The organism is Pantanalinema rosaneae CENA516 (assembly GCF_050753385.1).
In the GTDB taxonomy this organism is placed as follows: domain Bacteria; phylum Cyanobacteriota; class Cyanobacteriia; order Leptolyngbyales; family Leptolyngbyaceae; genus Pantanalinema; species Pantanalinema rosaneae.
Map to the genome: position 1 here is coordinate 60,260 of NZ_JBLZFZ010000005.1, position 16,458 is coordinate 76,717.

Sequence of the window (16,458 nt, forward strand, 5' to 3'; positions counted from 1 at the left end):
ATGCCGTTAAACCTCAATCATCCCAATCGTCTGATGATTGCAACTCCCAATCATCCACTTCCGACTCTAATCTAGCTTGCAGGGGAATCATCACGTTTCGTTCGACTACTTCCTCTAGTTCATACTCTTCTTCATAGTCGTCATCGGCTTCTAATTGGGGAATCGGTAGTTCCAGTTGTAGTGGTTTGACGACGCGGGTAATGGCATCTTGCACAAACGATTTCACAAACTCATCTTTGCGATTCAGTTGAAACTGGCGCTGCACTACTTCGGTAATGCCGCCATCACCCCAATCCTGATCATGCCGGAAGTATTCAATAAAGCTCTTTCCGGCAATTCGAGTTAAGTAAGCGGCAGTGACGGCTTGAACCGCCCGACCCACGATAATTCCCCCAATACTCAGTTGTAAGGCAGTGGTCAGCATGGTGACAGCCCCTTTTACCACCCCTAATCCCGTTAAAGTTTTTGCTAGTGATAAGGCTAAATCTCGCCCTCGATCCATGTTGATCTCACAGCCATACACCCGCCCAATCTCTACCACCATTTGAGCATTCACAGCTGCGGTTCCCAGCATGTCAATCACGGGTAATGGTGTCACCGCCACTACCCCGGCACCAATCCACTGAAACCGCTCGACAATTTTGTTGGCATCGCGTTTGCGTTGGGCATCAATCAATCGTCGCGCCCGATCGCCCAATTGTTGCGATTGCAGCAAAATGTTATCGGCAATTAAATCCTCGCCTTCCGCCCGTAACACGGCTACCAGTCGTTGGATTAACGGCATAATATCCGGGTCAGGTCGAAATATTTCTCCTGTTTCTAACCGCACCGCCTGCGGATTCGCTTCGACGGCAATCACATCAGCGGCAGCGACTAAGCCCCGGACTCGTTCTCGTAACTGTGCCAGAATCGTTTTTTTATCTTCTTCGGTATATAAATCAGCTTTGTTGAGGATAATCAGCGATCGCTTGCCAATTTCTGCCAGGGTGCGTAACGGGTCATATTCCGATTTGCGCAAATCGTTGTCTAACACAAATAAAAGCAGATCCGCTTCAGTCGCCAATCGTCGGGCGAGTTGTTCCCGTTCCGTTCCAGCCACTCCCGCTTCCAGAATCCCCGGTGTATCAATGATCAGAATGTCCCGATTCACCCCTTTGAGTTTGAGCAAATAGGTTTCCCCCACCTCCGTTGTACCCATGGGTGCCCCAACTCTGCCCACGACTCGCCCAATCAAGGCATTGACGATCGAGGTTTTTCCGGCGGAACCTGTGCCAAACACCACTACCTGAAGTTCACCCCGCGCCAGGTTTTGCTCGATCGCCCGCGATCGACTTAATAACTCCTGCCGCGCTACCTCATCCTGAATTTGGGAAACCTGTTTGCGGACTGCTTTTAGGGTTTCTTCTGCCGCTTCTGTCTTCGCGACCGGAATTTTGGGGACTCGCTTCCGCCGTTTTTTCTGGCTCTGGGACGGCACGATAAATAAGTAATAGACTAGCGCTGCGATTAATACCCCAATTAACACAATCAACAGCAGCAGCAACGCCTGGGACAACAAGGGGTAGTACGCCAGTTGCCAGTACAACCGAGCCAGGGAATCAATCAACCAGACCATCATGCCAAAGATGACGATCAGACCAATGATTAACGTGAGCAGACGCGACAGGGGCATGGGTTGAATTTAACTTCTGTGCGGTTTCTGCCTTTCATTCTAATTCCCTGGCATAAACTTATTCTCGCTTCAGCCGTGGCTCCGCTTTTTTCTCAACTCCGCCTTAAGCTAATAAAGTAGGTTCACCTGAAATCTTCTATGTCTGCCAAAGTTGCGGCTGAAATTATTCAAACCATTATTGCGCCTGCGGTATTGATTACTGTCTGTGTGATCTTCTTGAATGGCTTACTAGGACGCTACACCGGAGTGGCTGACTCATTACACGGGATGGCTCGCGATCGCCTGGAACTTCTGCAAGCCCAAGGTTATAAGCAGGAAGCTGGACTCAAACAATTACAGAAAATCGATATCCAGATGCCCATTCTCAGCCGTCGCCATAATTTGCTGCAACAGGCCGTCCAGGCAGCTTACACTGCGATCGTAATTTTTCTGTTCACGATGTTTACGATCGCCGCTTCGATCACGCTCAATTCGACCTGGTTCTCATCGGGGGCGTTGCTGCTCTTTCTGGTGGGCGTTGCCCTGCTGTTAATCGCGGTGGTATTTACCTCCCAGGAAATCCGGGTTTCTCACCGGATCATTTGCCGCGAGATCAACGCCACTCTAAACGCCTGCCAAGCCTTTGAGCCAGCATTTCAGCGGCAGGAAAATTCTTCCGTTCGCTAATTTCAGCCCTACACAACCACGGATTCTGGATGCAATTCTGGCTTGGCTAAGGGTTCAATCCCCGCTAGATCAAGAATCTGTGGAATCAAATCTTCCCGCTTCACGGCCATTAAGTGTACGCCCTGACACAGTTGGCGAGCTAATCTCACCTGCTCCGCCGCAATCACCATGCCTTCATAAAGCGGATCTTTCGCCTGCGCTAAGCGATCGATAATGTGATCGGGAATCTGTACCCCCGGCACACAGCGATTAATAAACTGGGCATTCTTCGCGGACTTGAGGAGAAAAATCCCTGCCAGAATCGGACGATCGCAGCCCGCCGCAATTTGGGTCATGAATTTTTCCAGGCGATCGAAATCCGAAATTAGCTGACTCTGGAAAAACCGGGCCCCCGCTGCCACTTTCCGCTCAAACCGTTTCTGTAAGCCTGACCAACTCCCGGATTGGGGGTCAACCGCCGCACCGACAAATAGATCCGTAGCACCATCGGGCAGAGCTTTGTCATTGAAGTCCAAGCCACCATTCAGCTTGCCAATCAGATTCAGCAACCGCACTGACTCTAGTTCAAACACGGGACGGGCAGTAGGATGATCTCCCGCCTTCACCGGATCACCCGTTAGCGCCAGCACATTCCGGATGCCTAAGGCTTGCGCTCCCATCAAATCGGCTTGTAATCCGATCGCATTGCGATCGCGGCACGCCACCTGACAAACTGGCTCAATGCCATGTTGTAACAGAATCACTGAAGCCGCTAACGACGACATCCGTAACACCGCTCGACTGCCATCCGTAATATTCACGCCATGTACCCGCCCCTTCAGCAATTGCGCCATTTGCAGCATGTGGGTTGGGTCACAGCCTTTGGGTGGGGCAACTTCAGCAGTCAGGAGGAAATCGCCTGCCTGTACGGCTTCCCGGAAGGAAGGAACCCTGGGTGGAAGACGGAAATTGGCATTTAAACTGTCAGGCATTGCGAATTAGGGATGGAACAGTTACAGAATAATCAGGATCAAGCGGTAGGCGAAATTTTACCTTAAAACGCTTACCAGAATTTCAACTGATCTTAAAGAGTTGATCGATCGTCCTGAAAATCCTTCCTTCCAGCGTACATCTTAAATCAGGATCAAGTCTGGCTAACTTGGCAAGGAGTATCCTAATGCTACCTTGACTTTGCGGAGGGTTTCGTTGGCGATCGCGCTGGCTTTCTCTCGCCCCTCTTTCAGCACTGACTCTAAATAGCCCTGTTCGTTCATAATCTCGTGATACTTGTCCTGAATCGGTTTCAGGTGGGCGATCGTCGTTTCCGTCAGTAACGGCTTAAATTGTCCCCAACCCATATCGGCACATTCGGCAGCGACTTCTTCCTTCGACTTACCAGACATCAAGAGATAAAGCGTTAGCAGATTATTACACTCCGGCCGTTCGGGATCGCCAAAGGTCAGTCCCCGGACTGGATCGGTTTTGCATTTCTTGATCTTGGTCTGAATGGTTTCTGGCGCATCGAGCAGATTAATCCGGCTCAGATCCGAGGGATCGGATTTCGACATTTTTTTCGTGCCATCGGTCAAACTCATTACCCGCGCCCCATCCGTCCGAATTAACGGAGCGGGAGACTTGAGAACAGGCTGATCGGGTTTGCCAAACAGGTGATTCAGACGATCGACGATATCGCGGGTCAATTCAATGTGTTGCTTCTGATCCTCACCCACGGGGACTTTATCGGCATCGTAAAGCAAAATATCCGCTGCCATCAGTACCGGGTAATCCAGTAATCCCACGCCGACATTCTGCCCTTGCTTCACCGCTTTTTCTTTGAACTGGATCATGTCTTGCAACCAATTCAGTGGTGTGATGCAGTTCAACAGCCAGGTGAGTTCGCTGTGTGCCGACACATGGGACTGCACGAAAATTGTGGAATATTGCAGGTCAATGCCACAGGCAAGATACAGAGCCGCGATCGCGTAGGTATCTGCCGACAGGGTAGTGGGATTGTGGGGAACGGTAATGGCATGGAGATCAACCACACAGAAAAAATTGTCGTACTGGTTCTGATGTTCGACCCAATTGCGGATCGCGCCCAGGTAATTCCCCAGGTGCAAATTCCCCGTGGGTTGAACGCCAGAAAGAACCCGTTGCTTTGCCATACCGTGTTAGTCCGAGTGGTGGATGATACGTCCGCGATCGCTTCGCTATAATCAATTAAGAAATGTAACAGTTATCGTACCCGCTTGACCAGAAAACCCGCGAAATCTGCGTAATTCATTATGAGCGACTCTCTCACACCGAACCAAATCGAACAACTGCAAGCCTGTTTTGCTCTGGCTCAAGATCCCCGCACCCATGCCGCCGCCAATCAGGGATTTACCGAGCTTTTAGCTAGTGTAGCGGATGATTCCCCCGCTTTTGAACTACTAAAACTCTTGTGGAAGGAAGTGTTAACCGCCCGCCGTTCCGCTGCCTTCTGGGAGCAAATTAGCGATGTAGAGAAGGAAATGTCGGAACGAATTACCCAAGATCACTTGCAGTTACATCAAAACTATCTGCGGTTAGTCCAGGAGCAATAAGTCCAGAATCTTTTCATTCAGCCCGTATTACCTACGGTGTACACACATCTCCACCACCTCAAGATCCTGCATTTTGCCCCCTAGCCCCCCAATTTTGGGGGGAACCAGATAATTCAAAGTCCCCCAGAATTGGGGGATTTAGGGGGCTAAAAGCTTCAACGAAGTCCGGCTTGACTTGTGTACACGGTAGGTTCCTATTACAGGAGCGGCAGGCTCTCAAAGTCCCCCAAAATTGGGGGATTTAGGGGGCGTTGAGCTTATAACCTTAAACAGATTTGAGCCGACTAACGGCTTGCCAGCACCCGTTTCGAGGTTTGAATTTGTTCAGCGCTAAAGCCAGCCTCATTTAAATAGTCCAAAAAAGCGGCATCGGCATATCGTGGATCAAGCTCGATCGCTTGCTGGTAAGTTTGCTGTGCCAGGGTAGTGTCTTGATTACCCCAATGGGCGATCGCCTCAGCCACCGGAGGATGGGGATTACTCGGTTCTAATTTCGCCGCTTCCTTAGCTGCCGCGATCGCCCAGTCATACTGACCGATGCGCTCAAACGCCAGACTCAAGTTATAGTAAGCAATTTCATTATCCGGTTTGAGGGTAGCTGCCCAGGTATGCGCGGCGATCGCGTTCGGCAATTGGTCACTCACTAAATAGACAATCCCTAACGCATTCAAGGTCGGCACATCGAACAGATCCCGATAAAACCCTTGCAGTAACGTTTCGGCAGCTTGGGGATTCTGTCCGGCTTTATGCTGCGTCCACCCCAGAAGCACCCTACCCGACTGGGACTCTGGCTCTAATGCCACTGCTTTCTGTAAAGCCGCGATCGCGTCGTCGTAGCGTTCCTGATTCCGATAGGTCAACCCCAGTTGCCGATACTCACTAGCCGATTGGGCAAAGGTGGGTTGTGCCATCAGCCAGTTGATTCCTAGCAGGACACTAACGATCGCTCCTCGCATGAACTCCCGAATCATGACTACCTCTAGAGCTGACAGGTGGGACAAAAGTGTGCCGATCGTCCTGCCAGTTTTAACCGTTGAATTACCGTACCACACTGGCGACAATCATCCCCATCCCGCCCATAGACCCAGGCAACGCCACCATAATTCCCATTCACCCCCGCCAGATCCCGAAAAGTGCTGATGGTTGTCCCCCCCGCTTCGATACTGGCTTCCAGCACCCGAATAATATTACTCCGGAGTCGCTCAATCTGCGATCGCTGCAAACTACTACATAGCGTTGTGGGATGAATGCTACTCAGAAACAGCGCCTCATCGGCATAAATATTGCCCACTCCAGCAACCAACGCTTGATCTAATAAAGCATTTTTGATCGGTCGCCGCCGATCGAGCAACTGCGCGATCAGGTAAGCCACGGAAAACTGATCGGAAAATGGTTCTGGGCCCAAGGCTTGTAAGCCAGTGATTACCTGTTCCGGCGGTTGACCGGGCGGCACCCACCACATTTGCCCAAACGTCCGTTGATCGACAAACCGTAACTCGCGATCGCCCATAAACAAGCGAACGCGGGTGTGCTTCTGGAGCGGTTCTGTCGGCGGCAACCAGAGCAGTTGTCCAGTCATGCGGAGGTGGACACCCAGGTAGCCAGCAGCAGGTGGGGAAGATGAGGAGGATGGGGAAGATAAGGAGGATGGGGAAGGTGAGGTAGTAGCAAGCTTTATCGTCCCTCTCTTGCCTTCCTTATCTCCCCTATCTCCCCTATCTCCCCTATCTCCCTTATCTCCCCTATCTCCCTTATCTCCCCTATCTCCCTTATCTCCCTTATCTCCCTTACCCCTCACCAATTCCGCTAGCAAATACTTGCCGCGTCGATGCCAGGTCGCGATCGTGGTTCCCTGGAGTCCATTAAGAAATTCAGAAATAGTAGATGGGTAGGCGATCGTGCGTTCCAGTAGCACATCTCCCCCCTGAATCGGCTGGTGTAGGGTGTTGCGGTTTAGTCCCCGCCGGACGGTTTCAACTTCGGGCAGTTCAGGCACAGGTCGTTAGAACGTTAAACTGAAATGTTGGTCAATCTAATTTCAGTCTAGCGTTGTTGTCCCTCGACCTATCCATAAACATAACCGAACTATCAGAGATACTTGTTAAACAAGACCGCTGATAATTCGGTGGGTTAACTATAGTTTAGGTTTAACTTAATGGGTTTAAATGAGTTACCTGCCAATGTTAAATCGACAGGTAAAGAACATAGATCAGAAAACACTTTGAGGTGCTGCCAATTGCTCAAAATATTTTCAGCGAAGCTCTTGACCTAGCGGCTTTCAGTACCCTGGTTGGGCGAACCTGCTACAACATCACTACCTTCGCCGGATTCCGGTTTAGCACCACCTTCAGCCCGATCGGGAGCGACATTGCTACCCGTTTTGCGTTGGGATTCATCGATCGGGGTATTGCCGTCATCAGAACCGGATCTAGGATAAGCTTGCTTGTTTTCAATATCAGACATTGTTGTCACCTCATCACATATCGAATCTGTTTTTACTTGCCGCTCAAGTTACCTTCAGTGGCTATGTTTACAAGATACTGAGATTAAATCATTGCCACATCTAGCCTCAGCCAGATTCCTAAAGATAGAGGAAATTTAGCCTTTGATCACCTTTCGTAACAGCTAAAAAATCATCATCTTGCTAGAGATAGAAAATAGCGCGATCGAAAAAACGTCAAGATCAGATCATCTAGCTGTAGTAATAGATTCTGCGATCGCTATAACTACAAAAAAAGAATAGGTGGAAGTTCCGAACGGTTGCTCAGAGCTTTCACCTAATCCTTCGCAAAGCAAACTATTTTATCCAGTGGGACTGTCACCCTTTCTCAGGAAGCACTCTAGACGAGCCACTTTCCGGACAATCCGATTTCAGAATTCACAAAGTAATGTCTGAAATCAGGATGAGAGCGAGGTGACAGTAACCTTAAGGGTTCAATCAAAACAGACCTGACACGGTATCTTCAATTAAAGAACGGATCAGGCGGCTTCAGCTTTAGCTTTCTTCTTGGGTGCTTCCACTTCTACAACCTCACTAGGAGCAAAGTTGTTGGTGTTGACACCGGCATAGTTGACCTTGTCAAAGCGGACAATGACAGAATATTTAATGCCGCTCTGGTCTACGGAGGCTACGGTGCCTACATCTTGGTACCAGTAGGACTCTTTACGAGTAATACGGACTTTAGAACCACGCTGAACCATGAGTGTTTTTCCCTTGTTAATCTTTAACTCAGACAGCTAATGCTCTCCACTTTACTACGGAGGAGGGACACAGACATTCAGCAGTCACCGGGTTGCAACAATCTGAAATATTTGGGCAAGTTCAAGCCCCATACGAGGTTACGGGATATGGTTACGCAGACTGAGCTATTAACAGTTGAATTTGATCTAGTCAAGCTGGATGGGTTGGGACAGGAGAGCGATCGCCGCCGTACCACAGCCCAAATCCACCGAGAGCAGTTGGGGCAGGATGTCACATTAGACGTAGTGGCAATTCCGGCAGGGACGGTATATATGGGATCTGCCCGAACCGAGGAAGGCTGGTTGCCTAATCAGAATCCTCAGCAGACCGTCACTATTGCCGCCTTTTGGCTTGGTCGCTATCCCGTGACGCAAGCGCAGTGGCAGGCAGTAGCCCACCTCCCCCAAATTCACCACTTCCTTGACCCCGACCCCTCTAGCTTTAAAGGCTGCGATCGCCCTGTGGAGCAAGTGTCCTGGGAGGAGGCAACTGAGTTTTGTGCCCGCTTATCCCAGGCTACCGGGCGGCATTATCGGTTGCCGACTGAGGCAGAGTGGGAATATGCCTGTCGTGCCGGGACTCAGACCCCATTTCATTTTGGCAACACCATTACCACTGATCTGGCAAATTATTCCGGGGTGGACTGGGAAGTGCAGGGACGGCTGTGCAGTCGCGGTGCGTATGGTGCCGGACCGAAAGGGGACGATCGGCGGCAAACGACCCCCGTGGGATTATTCCAGGTTGCTAATGCCTTTGGGCTGGCCGATATGCATGGCAATGTCCGGGAGTGGTGTGCCGATGCTTGGCATGATTCCTACGAGGGATTACCTCTGGATGGCAGTGCCTGGACGATCGCGGTTGATATCCATAAGCGGGTTTTACGAGGGGGCTCCTGGAATATGGGCCCTGCTTGTTGCCGTTCGGCGTTCCGCAGTCGCTTTAATGCCGATGGTCGCCTGTACGATATTGGCTTTCGGGTTGCCTGTTCTGAGGCGGAATCTTAAACAGTAGACGCAGCATTCAGATTGATCTGCCATGTTTGCCCCTCGCCTCCTCATCCTTTTCCTGTTTCAGAGACACGGGTATTGAATTATACCAAATACGGAGAGGAGTAAAATCGGCGGAACTGCTAGGAATGCGATCGAATAAAAAAGAAGTTCGCTGATTTGCCAGAGTTTCACTATAATCAAGCCCATTCCAATTCCAGTGTGTTGTGGAGACTGCACGTTACTTCTTGATTTACCGCTTATGACGTTCATTTCTCTGTCCTATGCTGTCTTTCTGCTCAGTGTCTTGGGCATCTACTGGTCAGTCCGCCAGCAGCAACTCCGGCTATGGACAATTCTGATTGCCAGTCTGGTGTTCTATGCCTCTTTGCCTGGTCAGCAAGCAGGCTACATTCCCCTATTGCTCGCAGGTACTTGGGTTAACTTTCGGTTGGGACAAGCGATCGCCATGCCCCCAGATTGGCGCATCAATGATTGGCAGTTTGCCCAACAGGACTGGAACCGTCGTCGCCTCAAGTTACTGTGGTTCGGGATCGCCATTAATGTGCTGCTGCTATTTGGCTTTAAGTACGTTCCCTTTGCCTTAACGAACCTGGGTACGTTATTTGGCTCCCCTGCCCTGCAAACAGGTGCCCAATGGACTAGCCTGAATCTGATTGCCCCCTTGGGACTGAGCTTCTTTTGTTTCGAGTGCATCGCTTATCTGGTCGATGTCTACCGGGGAGCACCTGCCGCGCAACAATTTCTCAAGTTTTCTGCCTATAAATTATTCTTCGCCAAGCTACTATCGGGGCCGATTACGCGCTATCAGGCCATGGCTCCCCAGTTGCAAGCCCAGTCTCAGCCGACGGTCGATCGCGTAGCAGATGGTCTCTGGCTGATTGCCTGTGGGGCAATTAAAAAAGGTTTATTAGCGGATAATTTGGGGATTTTAGTCGATCTAAGTTTCCAAAATCTGCACCGGGCAGGTAGTGGTGATCTCTGGTTAGCCACCTTTGCCTACGGGTTCCAGCTTTATTTAGACTTCAGTGGCTATGTGGATATGGCGCGGGGAACGGCGTTGTTGCTCGGCTTTAACCTCCCTGCCAACTTTGATTTTCCTTACCTGACTACTAATATTTCCGAGTTTTGGCGACGCTGGCATATCACCCTCGGCGACTGGCTGCGGAACTATTTGTACTTTCCATTGGGGGGCTCCCGCCAGGGCTTGTGGCGTACTTGCTTAAACTTAATGATTGTCATGGCGATCGCCGGACTCTGGCATGGTGCGGCTTGGGGGTTTGTGGTTTGGGGAACATTACATGGGGTCGCGTTGATCGCCCATCGGTTGACGGATGCGATCTCCAAGCACAGCGATCGGCTAACTCGCTTCTGGAGTAGTCTCTGGGGAGTCTTAACCGCCTGGTGTCTGACTCAGTTCATGGTGTTCTTCACCTGGATCTTTTTCCGCTTGCCGAACCTGAAGGAGTCCTGGTATGTGGTGCAGCATCTCTGGGGACAGCAGGCAGATCCGCAGTTTGCCCAAAAGGTTTATGTAGAAACGATCGGACTTGATCCGTTGCAGATTGCTCTATTACTCTGTCTGATGATGGCAGTGATGGTTATTTTCTACACCTTCAAACATGTGCTGAAACTGCAACTCAGTTGGACATTTAAGCTGATGTTAGTTCCCGCCTGCCTATTTGCCGTTTGGCTCTTAGCCCCCCAGGGAGCTTTACCCTACATTTACTTTGACTTCTAGCACATCCAGATGATCATAGTGCCGCCAGGCTATGTTCTGGGGGACTTTGCCGGTTCTAATTCCCCCAGAATTGGGGACTAGGGGGGCAGAATGCAGGAGCTTGAGGTATTTGAGGAGATCTGTGTTCACCGTAGCCCAGCATTGGGAAGCGAGGAGGCAATCTCGATCGAGCTAAACGCTGTCTGCCCCAGGGGTAGCGATCGTATGGATTTTGAGAAAATTAGTACCACCAGCTTGACCAAACGGGATGCCTCCCATCACCAAAACCTTATCACCAGGAGCCGCAAAGTTTTGGGCAATTAAATTCGCTTCAACCTGACGCATCACTTCACTGAACGTCGCGCCATCAAACCCTTTGAGTAAAACAGGTCTGACTCCCCAACTGAGGCAAAGGCGGCGATAGACATGGGAGTGGGGAGTATAGGCAACAATGGGAGCTTTCGGACGTTCTGCGGCGGCCAGTTGGGCAGTGTAGCCTGTTTCAGTCAAAGCCACAATACATTGCAGATTCAGAGTGTCATCGATCGCATGGAGGGCTTCACTAATGGCATCAGCATCATCCGAGCGATTGGGTGGATAGTTGATAAATTGGATCGACGGTTCCACTTCCGCCGCAATCCGTGCCAACATTTTGACCGCTTCCACGGGATAGTTTCCCACTGCCGACTCCCCCGACAGCATCACTGCATCCGTTCCATCCATGATCGCATTTGCCACATCACTAGCCTCTGCCCGTGTGGGACGGGGATTGTGCATCATGCTATCCAGCATTTGGGTGGCTGTAATCACCGGGATGCCCTTTTGGTTACATAGTTGAATGATGCGTTTTTGAATCAGGGGCACTTTTTCGGGACTCATTTCTACCCCCAAATCGCCCCGAGCCACCATGATGGCATCGCACTGATCCACGATCGCGTTCAGGTTAGCGATCGCCTGGGGTTTCTCCAATTTGGCTAACACCGGAATATTCGCACCTTTCTCCCTCAGGAAGGCTTTGAGTGCCTGGATGTCTTCGGGCTGACGAACAAAGCTCAGGGAAATCAGATCTACCCTCTGTTGAATGCCAAAGTCCAGGTCACGTTGATCCTTTTCTGTCATAGAAGGCAGGCGCAAGTTCAGGGTAGGGAAGTTCACTCCCTTATGGCTTTTGAGGACTCCTCCCTCTACGACTTGGCACTGCACTGCCCGACCATGAACGGCTTCGACCCGCAATTCCAGCAAGCCATCATCCAGCAACACTTGGGTTCCGGGTTCTGCATCATCTGCCACATGGGAGTAGTCGATCCCCACGGTATTGGGTTGTCCTGTGTAATCAGCGATCGGAACTAAGGTGAGACTTTCCCCTGCAACCAACATCATGCCGTCCGCAGGTAACTCACTAACCCGAATCTTGGGGCCCTGTAGATCCTGCAATAACATCAGCGGCAAATCTAGTGCCTGAGACGCATCTCGCAAGCGTTTAATCCGTTCCACGTGATCGGCATAATTCCCGTGGGAAAAGTTGAGTCGGGCAACATTCATTCCTGCCAGCAGCATGTGGCGCATCATCTCAGGAGAATCACTAGCCGGTCCGATCGTTGCCACAATTTTGGTGCGATGGCTCAGTAGTTTCATATCAGTCCCTTTAGAATGTCAGTGAATCCTCGACACGAGCGCAGAATTGGGTAAGCCAAGTTCTACGGCTGCATTCTCTCAATCCTAATCGGAGTACCAACAATTCCACGTATTACACATCACTCCAATTCATCTTTTAAAAGGTGAACAGATCAATTTTCTCCGCCCTACCGAGTAACTGAGTTGCATTACTGATTTGATTCACACAATTGATCTGGAGGTTCCTCCGTTACCCACGCTCCTAGCCTGTCATCCTTGCGTTTCGTTCCTTCATTCACCAGCAGGGGCAGGAAAGCACTAGCACTAATGATCGCACTATCCACAAAACTAATTGGTGTAATGTGAAGTAACGTTCGCAATCCAGGCACGATCGCGGATAGAAGTTGCAGAGCCAGAGAACCCGCTAACGCAGTAGTCAAATAGGGATTGGGGGGCAGGGCAGAACGTCCCCATCGCCGTCGGGTAGAACGGCAACTCAGCGCATGAAATAGTTGGGCACAGGTCAGGCTCATAAACCCAATGGTGCTAGCCCGAGGACTGATGCCATACCGTCCGATCGCATAGCTATAGGCTGCCAGCGCACTGATAGACAGCGTAGTCGATTCAAACAAAATCCGTTTAAAGTCACTGGGTTTGATAATTGGCTGATTTGGGTCACGAGGGAGTTGACTCAATACATCTGGAGCCGGGGGCTCAAGGGCAAGAGCTAGACCAGGAAAAATGTCGGTGACAAGATTGAGCCAGAGAAGTTGCATGGCATTAAGCGGCTGCCCTAAACCCAGACTGATCGCGGTCAGCATCACTAGAATTTCGCTGAGATTCGTAGACAGCAGAAAGTGTACCGACTTGCGAATATTGTGATAAATAGTACGTCCTCGGCTAACCGCGATCGTCATTGTTTGCAAGTTATCGTCTTCCAGCACAATATCTGCCACTTCCCGCGCCACATCCGTACCAACATGCCCCATCGCCACTCCCACATTCGCGGCTTTGAGAGCCGGAGCATCATTAATGCCATCTCCAGTCATCGCTACTACTTTTCCAGTGCGTTGGAGTGCCTGAACAATTTGCAACTTATGGGCTGGGCTAATCCGAGCAAAAATCTGCGCTTGTTTGCACAATGCCTGCATAATCTCGGGATCGAGGGTGGTGAAAGCAGTCGAATCCAGAATCTGTAATTGCTGATCTTGATTGAGATTGAGTTCCTTGCCAATGGCATAGGCAGTTAAATTTTGATCTCCCGTAATCATGATGGTTTCGATGCCAGCGTGATGAAACACCTGCATCAATTCCTTTGTTCCCGGTCGCAGTGGATCGATCATTCCCACTAACCCTAACCAGATGAGATTGTCCTGAATAGTCTCCTCTGGTGGATTAATGTAACGATACGCGACTCCTAACACTCGCAATGCCCGACCTGCCATACGATCGTTTGCCATTGCAATCACACTACGATCGGCTTGGGTCAGAGGTGACATTACGCCTGCTCGAATCCAGCAATTACAGAGCGATAACACTTCCATTGGACTTCCCTTGACTGCCAGCAATTGTTTTGGGGAGGCGGTGATCGAGGTCGGTACCTGATGCAGGGTAAGCATCACATTGCGAGCTTCAGAACGGTGATGGATGGTGAGCAAGGGGTAGGTTTGTCGTACTTTAGCCACATCCATTCCCGCTGCGATCGCCAGTTCCAGGAGGGCATTCTCCGTAGAAGACCCTTTGAGTTCAACCTGAGAGTTGGCAGTTGAATTGATTTCACTTTCGTTGCACAGCACCAGAACTTGCAACAGGTTCACCAATGTCTCGGATGCCATCGGATCAATTGGTTCCTGCCCATTACTCCACTGAGCGTCAGCAATCTGGATGCGATCGTCAGTCACATACAATTCAACGACGGACATCTTATTAATGGTGAGGGTGCCGGTTTTATCCAGACAAAGTGCCTGCACTGAGCCTAAAGTCTCCACCGCATCCAACCGCCGGATTAAAACCTTGTGCCGACGCATCTCGCGAATTCCCAAGGCTAGGGTTGTGGTGGCAACAGCCGGTAAGCCTTCGGGAACGGCAGCAACCGCTAGTGAAATTGACGTTTTCAGCATTTGTAGAACGTCATACCCCCGTAGCATCCCAATGCCAAACACCAGACCACAAACCGCACTGGAGACTAATACCAACTGACCACCGGCTTGATCCAGTTGCCGCTCCATCGGCGTTGCGGGCATAATGGCTTCACCAACTAGCGTTTGAATCCGTCCCATCTCAGTAAACTGCCTGGTGGCAACGACCACAGCGAACCCCTGCCCTCCTGTGATCAATGTCCCCATGTAAACCATATTGGTACGATCGCCTAGAGGTAACGCGGCATCCATTAACGGAACAACGGTCTTACTCACGGGTAAACTTTCACCTGTTAAGGTTGATTCATCCACACTTAAACGATGGGCTTCAATTAATCGGGCATCAGCCGCGACATAACTGCCTGGTTTCAGCACCAGAATGTCGCCTACCACAACTTCCTGAGCGTTAATTTCCGTTAATGTTCCTTCTCGAATCACCCAGGCAACTGGTTGTAACAGATGTTTGAGGGAATGAATGATGCGTTCTGATTGGCTTTCGGTGGCGTAACCAATGACAGCGTTAATGAAAACTACCCCCATGATTACAACCGCATCTGCCAGCCCTCCCGTCGCGATCGAAAGTCCCGCCGCTAGAGTGAGCAATCCTACAGGCAAAGACTTGAACTGACTGATTAAGAGACTGAACCACGAGCGAGTTGTCGCTTCGGGTAATAGATTGGGGCCATAGGTTTGTAGGTGCGATTTTGCCGACGTATGAGACAATCCAGAGGTGGCAGAGGTTTGCAGGATACGGATCACCTGCTCAACATCAACCAGATGCCAGGGCTCAACCCGTTGTGCTTGAAAGTCTTGCTCCATAAAGCCTAAGGTCGGAAAGTTGCTGATAGCACGAGACAATTGGGGCGATCGCGGAACGATAGAAGAGTGGCGAAGCCGTGGCGAGGTGGCGGTTGGCTTCTCACTCATTAAAGGCTTGTAGTGGTAGTGGTTGAATTGTAAAACAAGCTGTTCAATGTGCTGGGCGATCGTCCTAGCTCCCCAGGCAGAACTGAAATGAACCAGGAGATTGCCAGTCACAGAACTGGCTGAAACCTGTTGAATGCCAGCTTCCGCCAGTAAATACGTTTCCAGATGTTGTTTCAGGGATTCGGAGTGTTGCAACCCCTGGACATGATACCGGGCTCTACCATGAACTGCTGTATGAATTGCCCGGACAAGAGGTGTTCCGCTGCTGTGGGCAGTACCATAGGAGGTATTCATAACTATGATCCTAAAACTGTCAGGTCATCCTGACTCATCCCTGTGATGATTCATTGCATTTAGGGACTCAAACTGAGTACCACTTGTTCACAACTTTCTTATAGGTTTAAGCTTAATGAATCATCCGGCAGTCTATTTTGATTCAAAGATTTTGTTAGTTAAGCACTTGTTCCAGCCTGAGGTCATGGGTTACTCAGGTCAATCAACTAGAAGTTCTTTTACCAAGACAAATCTTACCAAAAAGCAAATGTTCTTCGGCAAATACCTTTGTTAATCAAGATACACTAGAGGTAGAGGGAGGTACGATGGTATGTCTATGAAACTTGTACCAGAATTTAAAGAAATCGCCGAAAAGTTGGGTGTCCCAGGAATTGCCGCGATCGTTCTACTTCCTGTTTTGGTTCCTGGCGTTGGAAGGGTGGTGAAACCCGCCGCTAAAGCAGCCATTAAAGGTGGAATTCTCCTTTATGAACGTGGAAAAGGGATGTTCACTGAAATGGGTGAAGGTTTGGAAGATATGATTGCCGAAGCCAAAGCCGAACTAGCAGCAGCCCAAGAAAAAACGACTGCGATCGATGTGGTAAGTGAGGCTACTGAAGCTTAACCATTCAGTAA

14 protein-coding genes are annotated in these 16,458 nt (G+C 50.3%); 5 read left to right on the forward strand and 9 right to left on the reverse strand.

The window, feature by feature from the left end; translation table 11 throughout:
* Nucleotides 1-13: 13 nt before the first annotated feature.
* On the reverse strand, nt 14-1,672 hold the full coding sequence (locus tag ACN4EK_RS04080) for a YcjF family protein (RefSeq protein ID WP_431656209.1): 1,659 nt from the start codon (nt 1,670-1,672) through the stop codon (nt 14-16).
* A 138-nt stretch (nt 1,673-1,810) separates the two neighbouring features.
* Here ACN4EK_RS04080 and ACN4EK_RS04085 point away from each other — a divergent pair, with 138 nt between their 5' ends.
* Nucleotides 1,811-2,338: a DUF2721 domain-containing protein gene (locus ACN4EK_RS04085; protein ID WP_431656210.1), complete on the forward strand. Its 528-nt coding sequence runs from the start codon at nt 1,811-1,813 to the stop codon at nt 2,336-2,338.
* 8 nt (nt 2,339-2,346) lie between these two features.
* On the opposite strand, the gene ACN4EK_RS04090 is transcribed toward ACN4EK_RS04085, so the two are convergent.
* Together ACN4EK_RS04090 and trpS are read right to left on the reverse strand one after the other, a co-directional pair.
* Entirely contained in the window at nt 2,347-3,309 is a 963-nt protein-coding gene (locus ACN4EK_RS04090; RefSeq protein ID WP_431656211.1) for a methylenetetrahydrofolate reductase, read from the reverse strand.
* 162 nt (nt 3,310-3,471) lie between these two features.
* Complete coding sequence (gene trpS / locus ACN4EK_RS04095; RefSeq protein ID WP_431656212.1) at nt 3,472-4,482, reverse strand: tryptophan--tRNA ligase; 1,011 nt, start codon at nt 4,480-4,482, stop codon at nt 3,472-3,474.
* 120 nt (nt 4,483-4,602) lie between these two features.
* On the opposite strand from trpS, the gene ACN4EK_RS04100 reads away from it, so the two are divergent.
* Complete coding sequence (locus ACN4EK_RS04100) at nt 4,603-4,902, forward strand: hypothetical protein (protein ID WP_431656213.1); 300 nt, start codon at nt 4,603-4,605, stop codon at nt 4,900-4,902.
* Between the two features lie 284 nt (nt 4,903-5,186).
* Here ACN4EK_RS04100 and ACN4EK_RS04105 read toward each other — a convergent pair whose 3' ends face one another.
* The 4 genes from ACN4EK_RS04105 to ACN4EK_RS04120 all read right to left on the reverse strand — a co-directional run bounded on the left by ACN4EK_RS04105 (nt 5,187) and on the right by ACN4EK_RS04120 (nt 8,103).
* Nucleotides 5,187-5,873 (reverse strand): tetratricopeptide repeat protein, encoded by a 687-nt coding sequence (locus ACN4EK_RS04105; RefSeq protein WP_431656214.1) that lies wholly within the window; start codon nt 5,871-5,873, stop codon nt 5,187-5,189.
* A gap of 8 nt (nt 5,874-5,881) precedes the next feature.
* Nucleotides 5,882-6,898 carry a DNA-formamidopyrimidine glycosylase gene (mutM, locus tag ACN4EK_RS04110; RefSeq protein WP_431656215.1) on the reverse strand — a complete coding sequence of 339 codons (1,017 nt, stop codon included), beginning with the start codon at nt 6,896-6,898 and terminating at the stop codon, nt 5,882-5,884.
* Nucleotides 6,899-7,170: 272 nt separating this feature from the next.
* Nucleotides 7,171-7,365 (reverse strand): hypothetical protein, encoded by a 195-nt coding sequence (locus tag ACN4EK_RS04115; RefSeq protein ID WP_431656216.1) that lies wholly within the window; start codon nt 7,363-7,365, stop codon nt 7,171-7,173.
* A gap of 516 nt (nt 7,366-7,881) precedes the next feature.
* Nucleotides 7,882-8,103: a photosystem I reaction center subunit IV gene (locus ACN4EK_RS04120; protein WP_431656217.1), complete on the reverse strand. Its 222-nt coding sequence runs from the start codon at nt 8,101-8,103 to the stop codon at nt 7,882-7,884.
* A gap of 147 nt (nt 8,104-8,250) precedes the next feature.
* On the opposite strand from ACN4EK_RS04120, the gene ACN4EK_RS04125 reads away from it, so the two are divergent.
* Together ACN4EK_RS04125 and ACN4EK_RS04130 are read left to right on the forward strand one after the other, a co-directional pair.
* A complete protein-coding gene (locus ACN4EK_RS04125; RefSeq protein WP_431656218.1) occupies nt 8,251-9,147 on the forward strand; it encodes a formylglycine-generating enzyme family protein in 897 nt (298 codons plus the stop codon).
* 244 nt (nt 9,148-9,391) lie between these two features.
* The gene (locus ACN4EK_RS04130; protein WP_431656219.1) at nt 9,392-10,891 is read left to right on the forward strand and encodes an MBOAT family O-acyltransferase; all 1,500 of its coding nucleotides are present in this window, start codon (nt 9,392-9,394) and stop codon (nt 10,889-10,891) included.
* A 171-nt stretch (nt 10,892-11,062) separates the two neighbouring features.
* Here ACN4EK_RS04130 and pyk read toward each other — a convergent pair whose 3' ends face one another.
* Together pyk and ACN4EK_RS04140 are read right to left on the reverse strand one after the other, a co-directional pair.
* The gene (gene pyk, locus ACN4EK_RS04135) at nt 11,063-12,505 is read right to left on the reverse strand and encodes a pyruvate kinase (RefSeq protein WP_431656220.1); all 1,443 of its coding nucleotides are present in this window, start codon (nt 12,503-12,505) and stop codon (nt 11,063-11,065) included.
* 188 nt (nt 12,506-12,693) lie between these two features.
* Complete coding sequence (locus ACN4EK_RS04140) at nt 12,694-15,843, reverse strand: cation-translocating P-type ATPase (RefSeq protein ID WP_431656221.1); 3,150 nt, start codon at nt 15,841-15,843, stop codon at nt 12,694-12,696.
* Between the two features lie 310 nt (nt 15,844-16,153).
* Between ACN4EK_RS04140 and ACN4EK_RS04145 the strand changes: the two genes are divergently transcribed.
* A complete protein-coding gene (locus ACN4EK_RS04145; RefSeq protein ID WP_431656222.1) occupies nt 16,154-16,447 on the forward strand; it encodes a DUF5132 domain-containing protein in 294 nt (97 codons plus the stop codon).
* The last annotated feature ends 11 nt before the right edge of the window (nt 16,448-16,458 follow it).

What these genes read in the sequence shown, in the direction of transcription:
- ACN4EK_RS04100 (WP_431656213.1), top strand. Translation starts at nt 4,603, where the DNA reads ATGAGCGACTCTCTCACACCGAACCAAATCGAACAACTGCAAGCCTGT.
- ACN4EK_RS04080 (WP_431656209.1), bottom strand. Translation starts at nt 1,672, where the DNA reads ATGCCCCTGTCGCGTCTGCTCACGTTAATCATTGGTCTGATCGTCATC.
- ACN4EK_RS04125 (WP_431656218.1), top strand. Translation starts at nt 8,251, where the DNA reads ATGGTTACGCAGACTGAGCTATTAACAGTTGAATTTGATCTAGTCAAG.
- ACN4EK_RS04145 (WP_431656222.1), top strand. Translation starts at nt 16,154, where the DNA reads ATGTCTATGAAACTTGTACCAGAATTTAAAGAAATCGCCGAAAAGTTG.
- ACN4EK_RS04115 (WP_431656216.1), bottom strand. Translation starts at nt 7,365, where the DNA reads ATGTCTGATATTGAAAACAAGCAAGCTTATCCTAGATCCGGTTCTGAT.
- pyk (WP_431656220.1), bottom strand. Translation starts at nt 12,505, where the DNA reads ATGAAACTACTGAGCCATCGCACCAAAATTGTGGCAACGATCGGACCG.
- ACN4EK_RS04120 (WP_431656217.1), bottom strand. Translation starts at nt 8,103, where the DNA reads ATGGTTCAGCGTGGTTCTAAAGTCCGTATTACTCGTAAAGAGTCCTAC.
- ACN4EK_RS04085 (WP_431656210.1), top strand. Translation starts at nt 1,811, where the DNA reads ATGTCTGCCAAAGTTGCGGCTGAAATTATTCAAACCATTATTGCGCCT.
- trpS (WP_431656212.1), bottom strand. Translation starts at nt 4,482, where the DNA reads ATGGCAAAGCAACGGGTTCTTTCTGGCGTTCAACCCACGGGGAATTTG.
- ACN4EK_RS04105 (WP_431656214.1), bottom strand. Translation starts at nt 5,873, where the DNA reads ATGATTCGGGAGTTCATGCGAGGAGCGATCGTTAGTGTCCTGCTAGGA.
- ACN4EK_RS04140 (WP_431656221.1), bottom strand. Translation starts at nt 15,843, where the DNA reads ATGAATACCTCCTATGGTACTGCCCACAGCAGCGGAACACCTCTTGTC.
- ACN4EK_RS04130 (WP_431656219.1), top strand. Translation starts at nt 9,392, where the DNA reads ATGACGTTCATTTCTCTGTCCTATGCTGTCTTTCTGCTCAGTGTCTTG.
- ACN4EK_RS04090 (WP_431656211.1), bottom strand. Translation starts at nt 3,309, where the DNA reads ATGCCTGACAGTTTAAATGCCAATTTCCGTCTTCCACCCAGGGTTCCT.